A 15,267-nucleotide genomic window follows, 5' to 3' on the forward strand; every position below is an offset into this window, starting at 1 on the left:
AGTTGGGGGGCCGTGACTGCCGCCACCCAACTCCGGGCTACCTACAGCCCCTTCGATGAGATGCCCCTGGGCGTCGCCGTCATCAGGGACCGTCGCTTCGTGTACATGAACGAGGCCCTGGTGACGTTCCTGGGACGCCCCTACGAGTCGCTCCTGGGGCAGCCCTTCACGTCGGCGCTGGACGAGGCCAGCGCGGCGGAGCTGGCCGGCCGTCACGCGCGGCGGGTGCGGGGCGAGCACGTCCCCTCCACCTACGAGGCGACGGTGCGCACCGCCCTGGGCGACCGGCGCACGGAGATGACCGTCATCCCCAACGGGAAGGACTTCGTGGTGATGGTGCGGGACGCCACCTCGCGCAACTGGCGCCGCACGGTGCTGCAGCGGCTGGCGGAGCTGGGCGCGGGGCTGCCCGCGCTGCGCACCGAGGGCGAGGTGCTGCGCCGGATGTTCTCCGGGCTGGAGGAGCTGGGGCTGGCCTTCGCCTGGCTGTCCCCCGAGGGCCCGGGTGTGCGCCTGGGGCAGACCTTCGTGCCCCCGGGGCTGGTGCCCGCGGAGGCCCGGACGCTGAGCGGCCGCTGGGTGCGGGACGTGGTGGGCCAGTGGCCCCAGGTGCTGGAGCGGGCCTGGAGCGAGGGCGCGGCCTACTCGCCGGAGCTGCCGCAGGAGGCAGGGCGGTTCCTGGAGGCGGGTGCCCCGGCCCTGGCGGACGAGGTGCGCGTGGGCCTGCAGCGGGCGGGGCAGCCCCACGTCATCGCGGTGCGCATCGACGTGGAGGGACAGGGGCGGGCGATGCTGGCGCTGGCGGGGGACTGGCTTCGCGAGGAGGAGCTGCCGTCGGCGCGGCTCTTCGGCGCCCAGGTGTCCGCGGCGCTGGACGCGGCGCTCACCATCTCCCGGCTGTCCGCGCAGAACACGGCGCTGGCCGCGCTCAACCGGCTGGCGTCGGAGGCGGCCTCGGCGCCGCATCCACATGCCTTCTTCGGCCCGGGCACCGCGGAAATCGTCGACCTGCTGGGCTGCGACGCGGTGGCCCTGCTGCTGCCGATGGACGGCGCGCCGGAGATGGAGCTGGCGTACGCGAGCGGGCTGGAGGACGACACGTCGGAGCGCTTCGCCCACGTGTGGCAGGCGGGTGGCCTGTCCGTCCAGGCGCAGCGGGACGGAGCCCCGCTGGAGCGGGACGTGAAGTCCTGCCCCGGCCTGCTGCGCGAGGAGCTGTCGCGGCAGGGCTTCGACACCGTGGTGGTGGTGCCGCTGCGGGTGCGCTCGCGAGGCGTGGGCACCCTCACCGTGCTCTTCCGCGAGCGGCGGCCGCTCACCCCGCTGGAGCGCGAGACGCTGCAGGCCATGGGCAGCCACTTCGCGGCGGCCATCGAGTCCCACCGGCTGCTGCACGAACTGCGCGGGCGCGCGGAGGACATGGCCCTGCTGCACGAGGTGGCCAAGGCGCTGGCGGCCACGCTGGAGCTGGACAAGCTGATGGCCACCGGCGTCACCAGCCTGGCGCGCATCGTCGACACGCCGGATGCCTACGTGCTCCTGCCGGACATCACCGGTGAGCGGCTGGAGTTCCGCTCCGCGACGGGATGCCACCAGGAGCTGCTCGGGCGGAGCCTCCCCCTGCTGCCCGCCTACTCCTCGCTGGCGGCACTGGCCTTCCACACGCGCGAGGCGGTGCTCGTGGAGGACGCCGAGGCGGACCTGCGCGTCAACCAGGAGCTGCGGCGCGCGTCGGGTGGGCGCGCCTTCCTGGTGCTGCCGCTGGTGGTCCACGAGCGCACGGTGGGCGTCATCATGGCGGTGGAGACGCGGTGGCCGCGCCGCTTCACGCCCGCGGAGGTGGAGCGGGCGAGCGCCATCGCCAACCAGTTCGCGCTGGCCCGCGAGGGCGCGCGACTGGTGGAGGACCTGAAGGCGAGCTACGTGGAGCTGGCGCGGACGCAGGCGCAGCTCGTGCGCCGCGAGCGGCTGGCGGCGCTGGGCGAGCTGTCCGCGGTGGTGGCGCACGAGGTGCGCAACCCGCTGGGCGCCATCTTCAACTCGGTGGCGTCCATCCGCCGCATCATCGGTCCGGACAGCCCGGCGGTGCCACTGGTGGACATCGTGGGCGAGGAGGCGGACCGGCTCAACCGCATCGTCGCGGACCTGCTCACCTTCGCGCGGCCGCCCGCGCCGCACCCGTACGCGGTGCCGCTGTCGCCGCTGGTGGAGGACGCGGTGCGAGGCGCGCTGGCGGAGGCGGCCGGCAAGGTGCGCGTGGAATTGGAGCTGTCCAACGACGTGCCGTCGGTGACGGTGGACGAGCGGATGATGCGGCAGGCCTTCCTCAACCTGGCCATCAACGCGGTGCAGGCCATGCCCCAGGGCGGCATGCTGCGCGCCAGCGTGCGGCGCGCACCGGGCACGCCGGAGGTGGAGGTGCAGTTCGCCGACAGCGGCCCGGGCATCTCCCCCGAGGTGCGCGCGCGCATCTTCGAGCCCTTCTTCACCACCAAGGCCAAGGGCACCGGCCTGGGTCTCGCGGTGGTGAAGCGCATCATCGAGTCGCACCAGGGACGGGTGGCGCTGGAGTCCCAGCCGGGACAGGGCACCACCTTCCGGCTCTACCTGCCCCTGGATGGGTCGGGCCAGGGGCCGCTGGTCGAGGGCTTCTGAGGCTACGGGTGCCCCAGCGCCCAGGCCACGCCGAGCCCCACCGCGCACGCCCCGGCGAAGATGCCCGCGGCGAGCAGGGCACGACGGCCCCGTGACGGGGTGGGCGTCGCCGCCTCGCCCTCACCGGTGATGGCGCGGACCAGTTCCTGCCGCCGCGCCTCCACCGACGCCGAGTCCAGCGACTGGGAGATGTCCACGCCGAAGCCCACCTGCGTCTCGCGCGGCGCGCGGGGTGGCACGGACTTCACGGAGGTGATGGCCCGTGGTGCCATCACCGGCGTCACGGTGGCCTCCCTGCCAGTGGGCACGGGAGAAGGCCGGGCCCCGCTGGCCCGCGAGGCCTCGGCCTGTTCGATGGCCACGAGGACCTTCGACACCTCCAGGGCCTCGGTGGCGGCGGCGTCCGGCACGCGCCCGCCGGGCGCGGGCACCTTCGAGGCCTCCAGTGCTTCGGTGACGGCGGCGTCCGCGCCGGGCGTCCCTACCCCGTACATCGCGGTCCTGCCGGCCGTACCTCCCCCCCGCGCACCCTGGGCCTCGGCGTCCGCGCGCTCCCGCGGAACGAAGTCCTCGGGCGTGTCGATGCCGCTGTGCTCGAAGGCGAGCGCGTTGGGCGGGGTGAGCACGGCGACGCTCACCTCGCGCTCGGTGCGCTTGCGGGAGGCGTCCTCGCGCAGCAAATCTCGAAGCGCGTTCTCCTCCGCCACCTTCTCGCGCGGGAAGGCGCTCTCCATGAGGCGCGCGACGTCCGCGTCCCCCACGTTCGGAGTCAGCTTCACCTTGATGCGCGCCAGCTCCTCGCCCAGCGCCACCGCGTCCGGGAAGCGGTGCTCCGGCTCGGACGCGAGCGCCCGCATCAGCAGCGCATCCAGGCTCGCCGGCACGCCCTGCCGGATGCGCCCCGCGGGCTCCCACGTCGGGTACGCCGCGCGCCGCCAGCGCTCCACCGGGTCGCCACGCTGCGCCAGCGGCCTCCAGGCGACGAGCTCCCACAAGAGCGCGCCCGCCGCGTACACGTCCGCGCGCCGGTCCACGAAGCGCTTGCGCGCCTGCTCCGGCGACATGTACGTCAGGTTGCCAATCACCACCCGCGGCGCCGTCTGCTGCTCCTTCAGCGTGGACTGGGCCGCGCCGAAGTCGATGATCTTCACCTCGCCCGCGTAGCTGAGGCACACGTTGGCGGGGGACAAATCCCGGTGCACCAGGTGCAGCGGGTGGCCCTCCTCGTCCTTCGCGTCGTGCGCGTACGCGAGCCCCTCACACAGCCGCTGGCCCAGGTGCAGCAGGATGCCGAGCGGAATGGTTCTTCCGAGCTGCCGCAGCCGGTACGCGAGCCGGCTCAGCGTCTTGCCCTGCACGTACTCCATGGACAGGTAGAGCTGCCCGTCCACCTCGCCCATGGCGTACACGCGGGCGATGTTCGGGTGCGCGAGCCGCACCATCACCCGGGCCTCGTCGCGGAAGCGGCCGACGAAGCGCGGGTCCGCCATGAGCTGCGGGAGGACCTTCTTCACCACGCACGCGTGACGCTGCGACTCCTCACGCGCGAGGAACACCTCACCCATGCCCCCGGCGCCAATGCGGCGCACGAGGGTATAGGGACCGAAGCGAACGGGGCCCGCCAGGGGCTCCGGCTCAACCGGTCTTGCCAAGCGAACGGAAGGCCTTTCTCGCCGCCGCGAGCACGTGCGCCACTTCCGGCTCGCCAATGGCCAGCGAAACGAACGCCGCCTCGAACTGGCTCGGCGGCAGGTAGACGCCCTCGTTCAGCATGGCGTGGAAGAAGCGCCCGAAGCGCGCCGTGTCCGCCTTCTTGGCGGTGGGGTAGTCGTAGACGGCCTCGCTCGTGAAGAACACGGTGAGCATGCTGCCCACGCGGTTGATGGTAACGGGCACCTCCGCGGCCTTCGCCTCGGCGGCGAGCCCTTCCGCCAGCATGCGGCTCACCTCCTCCAGTCGCTTGTAGGTGCCGGGCGCCGCGAGCGCCTTGAGGCACGCCATGCCCGCGGCCACCGCCACCGGGTTCCCCGACAGCGTGCCGGACTGGTACACCGGCCCCGCCGGCGCCACCTTCGACATGATGTCCGCCCGGCCGCCGTACGCGCCCAGCGGCATGCCACCGCCAATCACCTTGGCCATGGTGGTCAGGTCCGGCTTCAGCCCGTACAGCTCCTGCGCGCCGCCGCGCGCCAGCCGGAAGCCCGTCATCACCTCGTCCATGACGAACAGCACGCCGTGCTTCTGGCAGAGCGCCTGCAAGCCCTCGAGGTAGCCCGGCTTCGGCACCAGCACGCCCATGTTGCCCACCACCGGCTCGATGATGGCGCAGGCGATGTCCTTGCCCTTCTCCGCGAAGAGGCGCTCCACGGCGCCCAGGTCGTTGAAGGGCGCGGTGAGGGTCAGCTTCGCGAGCGCCTGCGGCACGCCCGGCGAGTCCGGCAGGCCCAGCGTCTCCACGCCGCTGCCCGCCTTCACGAGGAAGGGGTCGCCCGCGCCGTGGAAGCAGCCCTCGAACTTGAGGATGAAGTCGCGGCCGGTGAAGCCGCGCGCGACGCGGATGGCGGCCACGGTGGCCTCGGTGCCGCTGGAGACCAGGCGCACCATCTCCACCGCCGGCAGGGTGGCGCAGATGAGCTCGGCGAACTCCACCTCGGCCGCGGTGGGCGCGCCGAAGGTGGTGCCGCGCTTCGCCGCGTCGATGATGGCGTCGATGATGGGCGGGTACGCGTGGCCGAGGATGAGCGGACCCCAGCTGCCGACGAGGTCGACGTAGCGGTTGCCGTCCACGTCCGTGAGCCACGCGCCAGCGCCCTCACGGAAGAAGACGGGGTCACCTCCCACGCCTCGGAAGGCGCGCACCGGAGAGTTCACCCCACCCGGGATGCGCGCCTGCGCACGGGAGAAGAGGGCCTGACTGTGAGCGTGGTTCATGGCGCGTTCCATAACACGCGGCCCGGGCCCGCCTGCCGTCTACCCTCGCCCGCTCCCATGCCCACCGCTTCTCCGTTCCGTCAGGACCCGATTATGGACACCGCCCACGGGAACGGAAGAAACCGACTTCACCGTAAATCGTTCTGGATTGGATTCTTCGCAGTCGGGCTCCGTGAACAGTGTGCAACGGCCCTCTTCAGGAACGCCTGAAGGCGTGGACGCGCGGGACGACGCGAGCGGTGCGCGTGGCGGCCTGACTGGTGGGCAGCGCGGCGGGCTTGCAGCCGGTGGCGGCCCGGAGTCCGTCATCGCACCTTCCGCTGGAGACGGGCCCGGAATCCCGAGCACGCCCCCACCCTTCCCTTTACCTTCGTGCCCGCAAACCCCGGCGGGGCTCGGACCTCCGGCACTGGCCCCACGGCGCTTGGAGAGACGCGCATGACGCAGAAGACGATGGAAGCACGGAAGGCGCTCGGCACGAGCGACCTGAAGGTCTCGCCGCTGTGCCTGGGCGGCAACGTGTTCGGCTGGACGTGCGACGAGGCCACCTCGTTCGCGGTGCTCGACGCCTACCTCGAGGGCGGCGGCAACTTCATCGACACGGCGGACGTGTACTCGCGCTGGGTGCCGGGCAACCAGGGCGGCGAGTCGGAGACGATTCTCGGGAAGTGGCTGACGGAGCGAGGCGCGCGCAACCGCGTGGTCATCGCGACGAAGGTGGGCGCGCAGGTGGAGAGCGGCTCCGGCCTGGGCCGGGAGCACATCCTGCGCGCCGTTGAGGACTCGCTGCGCCGGCTCCGGGTGGACACCATCGACCTGTACTACGCCCACTACGAGGACACGAAGACACCCGTCGAGGACACGATGGAGGCCTTCGACTCACTCGTGCGCGCCGGCAAGGTGCGCGCGCTGGGTGCGAGCAACCACTCTCCGCAGCAGCTCACCGATTCGCTGGAGGCCTCGAAGCGCGAGAAGCTCGCCCGCTATACGGTGCTGCAACCGGAGTACAACCTCGTCGCGCGCTCCCACTTCGAGGGGACGCTGCGCGAGCTGTGCGAGCCCGAGGGAATCTCGGTGGTCCCCTACTACGGGCTCGCCTCCGGCTTCCTCACCGGCAAGTACCGCAAGGGCCAGCCGACGCCGCATTCTCCTCGCGCCGCGGGCGTCCTGAAGAAATACGACAACGCGCGCGGCTGGGGCGTGCTGGAGGCGATGGACGGCGTGTCCAAGCGCCATGGCGCGTCGCTCGCACAGGTGGCGCTCGCGTGGCTCGGTGCCCAGCGCACCGTCGTCTCTCCCATCGCGAGCGCGACGTCCGTCGAGCAGGTGCGGGATTTGCTCGGGGCGTTCAAGTTGAGACTGGACGCGGAAGACCTGCGCGCGTTGGACGTTGCGTCCTCGCGCGAGCCCTGAGCAGGCTCGGATGCCATGAGCGAGTCCACGACCCTGAAGACGGCCGACCTCTGCGACGAGCACGCGGGTACGGCGCACTTTCAAATCGCCGAGCCCGGCTTCCTCGACTACGGAGGCCGGCGCGCCTTCTCCGGCCCCATCAGCACGGTGCGCGCGCCCGAGGACAACTCCCTGGTGCGCAAGGCGCTGGAGGAGCCGGGCCAGGGCCGCGTGCTCGTGGTGGACGGCGGAGGCAGCCGCCGCTGCGCGCTGGTGGGAGACATCCTGGCCATGCTCGCGGAGAAGAACGGCTGGGCCGGCGTGGTGGTGAATGGCTGCATCCGCGACGCGGAGGAGGTGGGCCGCACCGCCGTCGGCGTGAAGGCGCTCGGCACGCATCCGCTCAAGAGCAGCAAGCGCAACGAGGGCCAGCGCGACGTGGAGGTGCGCTTCGCCGGCGTCACCTTCAAGCCGGGCCACCACCTCTACGCGGATGCGGACGGCATCGTCACGTCGGAGAAGGCACTGCGCTGAGACCCTCTGGCGCACAGCGGTGAGGAGTCCCTGTGCGCACTCGGGATGTGGAGTGCGGTCAGGCGAACCCGTCCGGCACCAAGCCCACGGAGGCGCGCTCAGCGTGCTTCCCGCGCCCACGCCTCACGAGGCCAGATGACCGCCGTCGTGTCCGTGCTCCCCGAGGCCAGCCACCGGCCATCCGCGGAGAAGGCCACGGCGCGCACGTCATCGCGATGTCCTTCGAGCACTCCGAGCAGCCGACCATCCAGCCCGCACACGCGCACCTGCCCGTTCTGGTTCCCGAGTGCCACGTGCTGACTGTCCTCGGTGAAGGCGAAGGCCGAGATGGGCACCGGCGACTCCAGCTTGCGCTGGCGCTCCGGGTGCTCGAGGTCGACGAGGACGAGCGTGCACGGCTGCTCGATGAAGGCGAACCACCGGTCGTCCGGGGTGAACCGCAGTTGCCACGGCGTCGTGTCGCGAGGGAACTGCTCGCTGCACAGCACCCGACGGTCCAGGTCCCAGATGCGGATGACGGTAGGGGCCGCCGGCGGCGACCTGTAGCTCTCCCACGTCGCCAGGAAGCGCCCGTTCCGGGAGAGCGCGCGAGCCTCGCCCTTCACGATGGGCAGGGGCACCCTCCGGAGCTGCCGACCCGTGCGCGCGTCGTGCACGATGGCGGGCCGCTCCTCTTCATCCTCGCGGACGTGCGCGAGCAGCGCGGCGTCACCCGACCAACTGACGTGGTACGGCCTGAAGCCTCCCTCGGCTTCCACCTCGGCGCCCGTGAGGGCGTCGACGATGACGTCCGGCCTCGTGGAGACCCACATGGTCCCGTCCGCCAGGCATGAGTGCTCGATGAAGCAGTGCCGCGCCCAGAACTGGCGGTACACGTCGTCACAGGTCACCTGGGTGCCCGTCGCGCAATCCCAGACGCGCAGGGTGCCATCCCACGCGTAGGTCAGCAGCCGGCGCCCATCGCGGGAGAAGGTGACATCCCTGACACCGTTCCGGTGGGCGCGAGCCGGCCCCATCCTTCCCGTCGACACCTCCAGCGGCAGGAGTGTGGGGCCCCTCCCATAGAAGGCCACGTAGCGCCCATCGGGAGAAGGCACCGGCCGTCCCAATTCGCCACCGCAGTCCGTGGGCAGGGGGAACTCCCGCACCATTGCCCCGTGACGGTGCAGCTCGACCGTGCCGTCCCCCATCTTCACCAGCGTGCCGTCGGGGAGGAAGCACCGCGCGAACGGTTCACGTTCAGGTTCGGTGGGCACCTGCGTGCCCGTACGCGTGTGGAAGGTCATGGGAGACGGCTGCCCCTGCACCTCGAATGCGCAGGTCACCTGCTGGCCGTCTCGGGAGAAATGCAGCCAGGGCAGGTAACCCGCGACGCCGTGCACCGCCCATTGCAGGGCTCCCGTCTTGAAGTCGAACGCGCACAGGCGGGCGGCCCGGTAGGCCCTCCACGGCTGCTCGAGGGTGAAGACCTGCGTGCCGTCAGGCGAGAAGGTGACGAACTCGGTGCCGGCGACCGCGTCCTCCGGGCACACCCGGCGAAGGGGCTCGTCATGCTCCAGGTCGAGCACGGCGAAGCCATCCGGTGCTTCGGTCGCGGCCAGCAGCGTCCGACCATCGCGCGCGAGGGAGAGACTGCGCACGGCTCGCGCGGGCGTCCAGCGCCGCAGCTCTGTGCCGTCCTCCGCGTTCCACAGCCGAACCGTGCCGTCGTGCGCCGCCGTCACGATGCGCTCCGCGGACACGTAGAGCGCCGCGCGCAGGATGTCGGTGTGGCCCGACAGGGCGACACGCTCGCGGCCGTCCTCCAGGTCCCATACACGAGCCGTCAGCCCCTTGGCCGACACGAGCCGCCGGGAGTCGGGCGAGAAGCCGACCGCGAACATTCCGCCGAGCGTCGTATCCGGGGGATGCCAGAAGCGGTGGGTGCCACAACGGGAGAGGGCTCCTGGGGGGAGCGCATCACCGAAGACGTCCAGCCGGGCGGGTTCGCGCATATCGGGGCACGCGCGCAGACGGCCAGCATCAGGATTCCTGACGGGAAGCGGCGCCCTCTACCCGCGCCGCCACCACTTCTTCCGCGCCGCCCGCACGTCGGACCAGTCCACCAGACAGTCCTGCACGTCCTCCTGACCGCGCTGCGCGTCGGGCATGTCGCCGGACTCCACGCGGGCAATCAGCTCCGGCAGCCGCTCATAGAACGTGGGCGAGCGGTACTGCGGGTGCAGCGTCCACAGGCCCGGCGCCGTGCCCTGGAAGTCCAGCCGCCACAGTCCGCGCCGGACCAGGGTCCTCGTGATGAGGTTCTCCGGCTCGCGGTACGGCGGATTGCCCGCACGCAGCGCGCGCAGCACATGGATGGGAGGCGCCAGCCGTGCGCGCAGCGGGCCCACGCGACGCACGAAGGCGTCCCGGTCCATGAAGAAGACGCGGCTGCTGAAGCGACGGTAGCGAAAGGCGCCAGGCACTCGCCCGTCCGGCTCGAACCAGCGCGGGGCTCCCGCCACCGTGCCATCCGCCCGGGGCGGCCCCGACAGCGGACTGCAGCTCACCAATTCCTCGCGCGTGGCGAGCTGCGCCTCGGCCTCCGCCATCCAGGTGCGCGAGCCGCCGCCGATGAGCATGTCCGCGTCCAGGTGCAGCACGTGCCGATGCGCCGCCGCCGCCAGCCCGAAGAAGTACGAGTGGTACGGCCCTCCGCGCGAGTCCTTCATCGGCAGCCGCGTGCCCCCGAAGAACTGCTCGGACAAAGCCCGGGTCGTCTCCGGCGAGTAGTCCACCGGCACCACGCGGATGCGCGAGTCACCGGCGGATAGCTCAGCCAGCAGCCGCTCCATCTTCGGCTTCCGCTCCTCCCACGCTCCCGCGAAGCGCGCACCCTGGCTGCGGTGCAGGTCGATGACCAGCAGCACCTCCTGCACGGAGGGACCGAGCTGGCGGAGCTGATGCGGGAGGATGAGCCGCGCGTGCAGATAATCCGTGGGCGCGAGGTTGATTTGCAGGGTGACGGGACTCACTGCGTGTCCCCTTGCCACACCCGAGCCTCACGACACAACCCACGGAAATGCACGCCCCGGGGATCGAACCCGGCGAAGTCGGTACGTCAGACCGATGCCGTCTCCAGCTGGCTCGGCGTGCAGACAACATGTGGTCCTGGCAGGAGTCGAACCCGCGGCCTCTCGGTTCGCACCCGAGCGCTCTCAATCCACTGAGCTACAGGACCTCAAAACAAGACATGTGGCCCTGGCAGGGATCGAACCTGCGACCTCTCGGTTCGCAACCGAGTGCTCTCATCCGCTGAGCTACAGGACCCAAGGGAACTGTGAGTGCCCCGTACGGGAGTCGAACCCGTCTTTCCGCATTGAGAGTGCGGTGTCCTCCGCCAATAGACGAACGGGGCAGGAGGGATGCTGCGAACGAAGGAACCCGGAAATGCGAGAGGCCGGGTTCCCTCTGGGAGCCCGGCCTCTGGCCTCATCACGCCCTGTCAGACAACGGGGCGCGGAGACTCAGAGTCGGGGTCGGCTGTCACGGAAGGAAGCGATTCCGTCCAGCCACTCGAGCTCGTCAGGGACGGGCTCGGGCTCGGTGTTCGCGGCCAGAACGGCGAGGCCACGGACAAGGTCGTTACGACGGTCGATGTTCTTCATGGGTCACCGCTCCTTTCAGAGGGAAATGACGTGCGGGAAACGCGTCTCCTGACACGGGGTTTTCGCTCGCGCGCTCGCCTGCCCTACGCTCGCGCCATGACGGAAAAGGACCGGCTCACGCAGATATGGGACGAGCACGCCGCGTCGGATGCCTGCTACGAGCGCGAGGTGGCGCTGCTCGAGGAACTGGGCCTTCCGGGCGAGGAGACGGAGGCGTCGGACTACGCGACGCTCACCCCCGAGGACCGCGTGCGCCTGGCCAGGGGCGTGATGGAGCTGCGGCGAAGCTCCCGACTCTTCGAGGAGGGCTTCACCGCCCTCACCGAGCTGGACCCTTCCCTCCTGCACCCGTATCTCGGCGAGCTGTCACACCAACATGAATTGGAGTCACTGGCCTGGACGGATGCGCCTGTGTCGGCCCTCGCTCCGCTGATGGCCGAGCTGAAGACGGACTGGCGTCCACAGAAGTACGTGTCGGTGGAGGACCCGGTGGCCGCGGCGGCCCTGGCGCTCGCGCGCTCCGGACGCGAGGGGGCGCTGCGCGCGCTCGAGGCGTGGGTGGGGGCGCTCGACGAGGGCGCGCGGCAGGAAGCGGTGACGTGGTTGCGCCGCGCCAACGTGGTGCGGCGCACCTCCGGGAAGCTGGCGCGCAACTTCACGGCGACGTGTCTGGAGGTGCTCCCGGAGGAGGCCGCCGAAGACGCACTGCCGGAAGCACCCGTGGCGCGCGGGGCGTTGTGGCGCTCCATTCCCGACACGCTCTGCGTGAAGTGCGGCTCCGAATTGCTGGATGCGCTCCTGCTCGACGGCGAGGCCGCGGATTACGGACTGCCCTGGCCCGCGCGCCTGCCCACGTGCCTCACCTGTCTCGCGGCGGGCGGGACGGTCCACGTGGAGCTGTCACCGGACAACACGCTGTCGAGCCTGGGCGCGGACGGGACTTCCGCGCACTCCCGAAGCGTGGAGCCTCCGGAGTATCACGAGGTGGAGTTCGTACGCGGACGCACCTGGCGCAGCATCATGATGAGCGACGGGGAGCGGCTCCATCGGCTGGGCGGAGCACCTTCCTGGGTCGAATATCCGAAGGCGCCACCGTGCCCGCGCTGCAAGGAGGCCATGCACTTCGTCGGTCAGGTGAGGGATGAAGAGGCCCTCTTCTCCGACGTGGGCATGCTGTACGGCGTGGCCTGCGAGGCGTGCGGCATCATCAGCACGTTCTCGCAGTAGAAGAGCGCTCCGACAGGGAATCGAACCTCACTCACTCCGAGCGCAAGGAGACGATGGGGTCCACGCGCGAGGCCCGGAGCGCTGGCAGCCAGGTCGCCGCCAGCGCCACCGCGCCCAGGAGTGCCGCCACCCCCAGGAAGGTCCACGGGTCATACGCTGTCACTCCGTAGAGCAGTGCGCCCATGAAGCGCGCCAGCCCCAGCGACATCACCAGCCCTACCGTCACGCCCAGCCCCGCCAGCTTCAGCCCCTGGCGCAGCACCAGCCACTGCACGTCGGAGCGCTCGGCCCCCAGCGCCATGCGGATGCCCATCTCCCGCGTGCGCCGAGCCACCGAGTAGCCCACCACGCCGGAGATGCCCAGCGCCGCCAGCAGGAGCGCCGTGCCCGCGAAGAGCCCCATCAACAAGGCCGACAGGCTGCGCGAGCCGATGGACTCGTCCACCAGCCGCGCCAGCGGCGCCACGCTGAACAGCGGCACGTCCGCGTCCACCGCGCGCAGCTCCGCCTCCACCGCCGAGCGCACCGCCTCCGGTGCCCCGGACTTCACGCGCACCACCAGCCCCAGGTAGGACGCCGGCGCCGCCGGCAGGGACCAGTACGCCGCGAGCCGGGCCTGCTCGTCGAGGCCCCCCTCCCGCAGGTCGTCCACGATGCCCACCACCGTCGCCCACTGCCGCTTCGGTTCGAGCGACAGCCGCTGTCCCAGCGCGTTGCCCCGGGGCCAGTACACGTCCGCGAAGCGCTTGTTGATGACCACCTCCGGCGTGCTCCCCACCTCGCCGAAGTCCTGGTGCAGGCGGCCCTGGAGCAGCTTGACCCGCAACGTGCGCAGGTAGTCCGGGCTCGCCAGCCGGAACTCCACCGCCGGCAGCAACTCTCCCGGCACGGTGGGCCGGCTCTCGAACTCCAGGCCGTTCGTGGACATGCCGCCCAGCGGCAGCAGGCTGGTGAGCCCCACGGTCTCCACCCCCGGCAGCGCCTTCAAGCGCTCCAGCAGCTCGCGCTGGAAGGCCAGCTTGCGGGCGGGCTCGGCGTAGCGCGCCTCCGGCAGGGCGAGCTGCCCGGTGAGCACGCCGTCCGGCGTGAAACCCGCGTCCACCCCGCGCACCGCCAGCAGGCTCTTCATGAACAGGCCCGCGCCCACCAGCAGCACCAGCGCGAACGCCATCTGGCTCACCACCAGCCCGGAGCGAAGCCGCCCCCCGCGCCCGCTCTCCGTGCCCCTCGCGCCCTCGCGCATCGTCGCATTCAGGTCCGCTCGGCTCGCCTGGAGTGCCGGCACCAGCCCGAACACCACGCCGGTGAGCACCGTCACCCCCACGGTGAAGAGCACCGACGTCACGTCCAGCCGCACCTGCGCCGCGCGCGGCAGCGCGTCTCCCACGAAGGCCAGCAGCGCGTCCGTGCCCCACAGCGCGAAGAGCAGCCCCAGCGCGCCACCCGAGAGAGAGAGGAGCAGGCTCTCCGTGAGAAACTGAGCCACCAGTCGCCCCCGGCTCGCGCCCAGTGCCGCGCGGATGGACACCTCGCGCTCGCGCGTCGCCGCCCGCGCCAGCAGCAGGTTCGCCACGCTGCCGCACGCCACCAGCAGCACGAAACCCACTGCCCCCAACAGCAGCCACAGCGTGCCGCGCACGTCGCCCACCACCTTGTCCTCCAGCGAGGTGACGCGGATGGACCAGCCGATGCCCTGATAGCGCGGCTCCACCTGCTGCATCTCGTGGGCGACCCGGGCCATGTCCGCGCGGGCTTGCTCCACCGTCACGTCCGGCTTCATCCGCGCCAGCGCGAAGAGGTTGCGCGTGGTGCGCGAGGTGAGGTTCGCCACGGGGGGAGCGAGGGGCACGTAGAGGTCGACGTGCTCCGGAAACGCCACGCCCCGGGGCAGCACGCCCACCACCGTGTAGGGCTGACCGTCGAGCTGCATCGTCCTGCCCAGCACACCGGGGTCCTCGGCGAAGTGCGCGCGCCACACCTTGTGCGTCAGCACCACCACCTTGTCGCCCCCCTGTGCGGCCTCCGTCTCGGTGAAGCCGCGGCCCAGCATGGGCGTGGCGCCGAGCGTGGAGAACAGCGTGGCGGTGCCGTGCACCACGCCGAAGCGCTGCGCCGAGCCGCCTCCCGTCAGCGTCATGTCCCGCCAGGAGTACGCCGCCACCGCGGAGAAGACGCGCGACAGGGTGGTGAAGTCGCGGTACTCGGGCACGGAGACGGAGATGCCCTCCAGGTCCGCCACCTGGATGTCGTTGGACAGGTGGACCAGCCGCTCCGGTGACTCCAGCGACGGGGGCACCAGGAGCACGCCGTTCACCACGCTGAAGACGGCGCTGTTGGCGCCGATGCCCAGCGACAGCGCCAGCACCGCCACCAGCGCGAAGCCGGGGCTCTTGCGCAGAGAGCGCAGCGCGTACCTCACGTCTCCCAGCAGTCTCTCCACGTCACCACCTCTTCATTCCGCCCGCAGGACGATGAAGCAGGAAGAAGAGCGAGCCGCGTGCCAATGCCGCCGCGCACCCAACCCCAGGGAATCGCTGAGGACGGGAGGCTTCCCGCCCCGGGGGTGCCCACTTCCGCGAAACGTTGTCCCAGAAGCGGACATGCCCCGGCAGGCAGCGGCCTGCCCTCGCCGGCCGCTCAGAGCGACTCGTGGAGTCGGGCCACTCTCGTTCTGCCTCCCCGCGGTGCGGCCCAGGAGCCCGCGTCGGACACCTCCGCCACGCAGCGCCCCTGCCGGGGCAAACATGCTGCCACCCGGCGGCAACAACGACGCGCCATCCGGACGAGGTGACGACCGTGCCCGGTGGAGGGCCGCATCGCTCGAGTCAACAGACGCCAAGGAAAGAGGGGGGCCCTGTTGAGGGGGAGGGAGGGTGCAGTG

General features: G+C 71.3%; 10 protein-coding genes and 3 tRNA genes. 4 read left to right on the forward strand and 9 right to left on the reverse strand.

From position 1 onward, the window contains the following. Nucleotides 1-60 precede the first annotated feature (60 nt). On the forward strand, nt 61-2,655 hold the full coding sequence (locus OV427_RS17740; RefSeq protein WP_420718361.1) for an ATP-binding protein: 2,595 nt from the start codon (nt 61-63) through the stop codon (nt 2,653-2,655). Nucleotides 2,656-2,657: 2 nt separating this feature from the next. Here OV427_RS17740 and OV427_RS17745 read toward each other — a convergent pair whose 3' ends face one another. Then, nucleotides 2,658-4,307 (reverse strand): protein kinase domain-containing protein, encoded by a 1,650-nt coding sequence (locus OV427_RS17745; protein WP_267857309.1) that lies wholly within the window; start codon nt 4,305-4,307, stop codon nt 2,658-2,660. Beyond that, a complete protein-coding gene (hemL, locus tag OV427_RS17750; protein WP_267857310.1) occupies nt 4,291-5,586 on the reverse strand; it encodes a glutamate-1-semialdehyde 2,1-aminomutase in 1,296 nt (431 codons plus the stop codon). The genes OV427_RS17745 and hemL overlap by 17 nt, the downstream gene beginning before the upstream one ends. 438 nt (nt 5,587-6,024) lie before the next feature. Between hemL and OV427_RS17755 the strand changes: the two genes are divergently transcribed. Together OV427_RS17755 and rraA are read left to right on the forward strand one after the other, a co-directional pair. Then, nucleotides 6,025-6,999, forward strand: coding sequence for an aldo/keto reductase (locus OV427_RS17755; RefSeq protein WP_267857311.1), 975 nt, complete (start codon nt 6,025-6,027; stop codon nt 6,997-6,999). A gap of 15 nt (nt 7,000-7,014) precedes the next feature. Continuing rightward, nucleotides 7,015-7,512 carry a ribonuclease E activity regulator RraA gene (rraA, locus tag OV427_RS17760; RefSeq protein ID WP_267857312.1) on the forward strand — a complete coding sequence of 166 codons (498 nt, stop codon included), beginning with the start codon at nt 7,015-7,017 and terminating at the stop codon, nt 7,510-7,512. A 98-nt stretch (nt 7,513-7,610) separates the two neighbouring features. On the opposite strand, the gene OV427_RS17765 is transcribed toward rraA, so the two are convergent. The 6 genes from OV427_RS17765 to OV427_RS17790 form a co-directional block, all read right to left on the reverse strand. Then, nucleotides 7,611-9,506, reverse strand: coding sequence for a WD40 repeat domain-containing protein (locus OV427_RS17765; RefSeq protein WP_267857313.1), 1,896 nt, complete (start codon nt 9,504-9,506; stop codon nt 7,611-7,613). 57 nt (nt 9,507-9,563) lie between these two features. Then, a complete protein-coding gene (locus OV427_RS17770) occupies nt 9,564-10,526 on the reverse strand; it encodes a hypothetical protein (RefSeq protein ID WP_267857314.1) in 963 nt (320 codons plus the stop codon). A 131-nt stretch (nt 10,527-10,657) separates the two neighbouring features. After that, nucleotides 10,658-10,732 (reverse strand) — tRNA-Arg (locus tag OV427_RS17775). Between the two features lie 15 nt (nt 10,733-10,747). Further along, nucleotides 10,748-10,821, reverse strand: a tRNA-Arg gene (locus OV427_RS17780). Between the two features lie 15 nt (nt 10,822-10,836). Continuing rightward, nucleotides 10,837-10,909, reverse strand: a tRNA-Glu gene (locus OV427_RS17785). Nucleotides 10,910-11,018: 109 nt separating this feature from the next. Then, on the reverse strand, nt 11,019-11,159 hold the full coding sequence (locus tag OV427_RS17790; RefSeq protein WP_267857315.1) for a hypothetical protein: 141 nt from the start codon (nt 11,157-11,159) through the stop codon (nt 11,019-11,021). Between the two features lie 96 nt (nt 11,160-11,255). Here OV427_RS17790 and OV427_RS17795 point away from each other — a divergent pair, with 96 nt between their 5' ends. Then, entirely contained in the window at nt 11,256-12,386 is a 1,131-nt protein-coding gene (locus tag OV427_RS17795; protein ID WP_267857316.1) for a hypothetical protein, read from the forward strand. A 31-nt stretch (nt 12,387-12,417) separates the two neighbouring features. Here the strand turns inward: OV427_RS17795 and OV427_RS17800 are convergent, their stop codons facing one another. Further along, entirely contained in the window at nt 12,418-14,826 is a 2,409-nt protein-coding gene (locus tag OV427_RS17800; RefSeq protein WP_267857317.1) for an ABC transporter permease, read from the reverse strand. Nucleotides 14,827-15,267: the final 441 nt, after the last annotated feature.

This window comes from Pyxidicoccus sp. MSG2 (genome assembly GCF_026626705.1).
GTDB lineage: Bacteria > Myxococcota > Myxococcia > Myxococcales > Myxococcaceae > Myxococcus.

Coding starts and splice junctions, on each gene's coding strand:
- OV427_RS17740 (WP_420718361.1), top strand. CDS start 61: ATGCCCCTGGGCGTCGCCGTCATCAGGGACCGTCGCTTCGTGTACATG.
- hemL (WP_267857310.1), bottom strand. CDS start 5,586: ATGAACCACGCTCACAGTCAGGCCCTCTTCTCCCGTGCGCAGGCGCGC.
- OV427_RS17755 (WP_267857311.1), top strand. CDS start 6,025: ATGACGCAGAAGACGATGGAAGCACGGAAGGCGCTCGGCACGAGCGAC.
- rraA (WP_267857312.1), top strand. CDS start 7,015: ATGAGCGAGTCCACGACCCTGAAGACGGCCGACCTCTGCGACGAGCAC.
- OV427_RS17765 (WP_267857313.1), bottom strand. CDS start 9,506: ATGCGCGAACCCGCCCGGCTGGACGTCTTCGGTGATGCGCTCCCCCCA.
- OV427_RS17790 (WP_267857315.1), bottom strand. CDS start 11,159: ATGAAGAACATCGACCGTCGTAACGACCTTGTCCGTGGCCTCGCCGTT.
- OV427_RS17795 (WP_267857316.1), top strand. CDS start 11,256: ATGACGGAAAAGGACCGGCTCACGCAGATATGGGACGAGCACGCCGCG.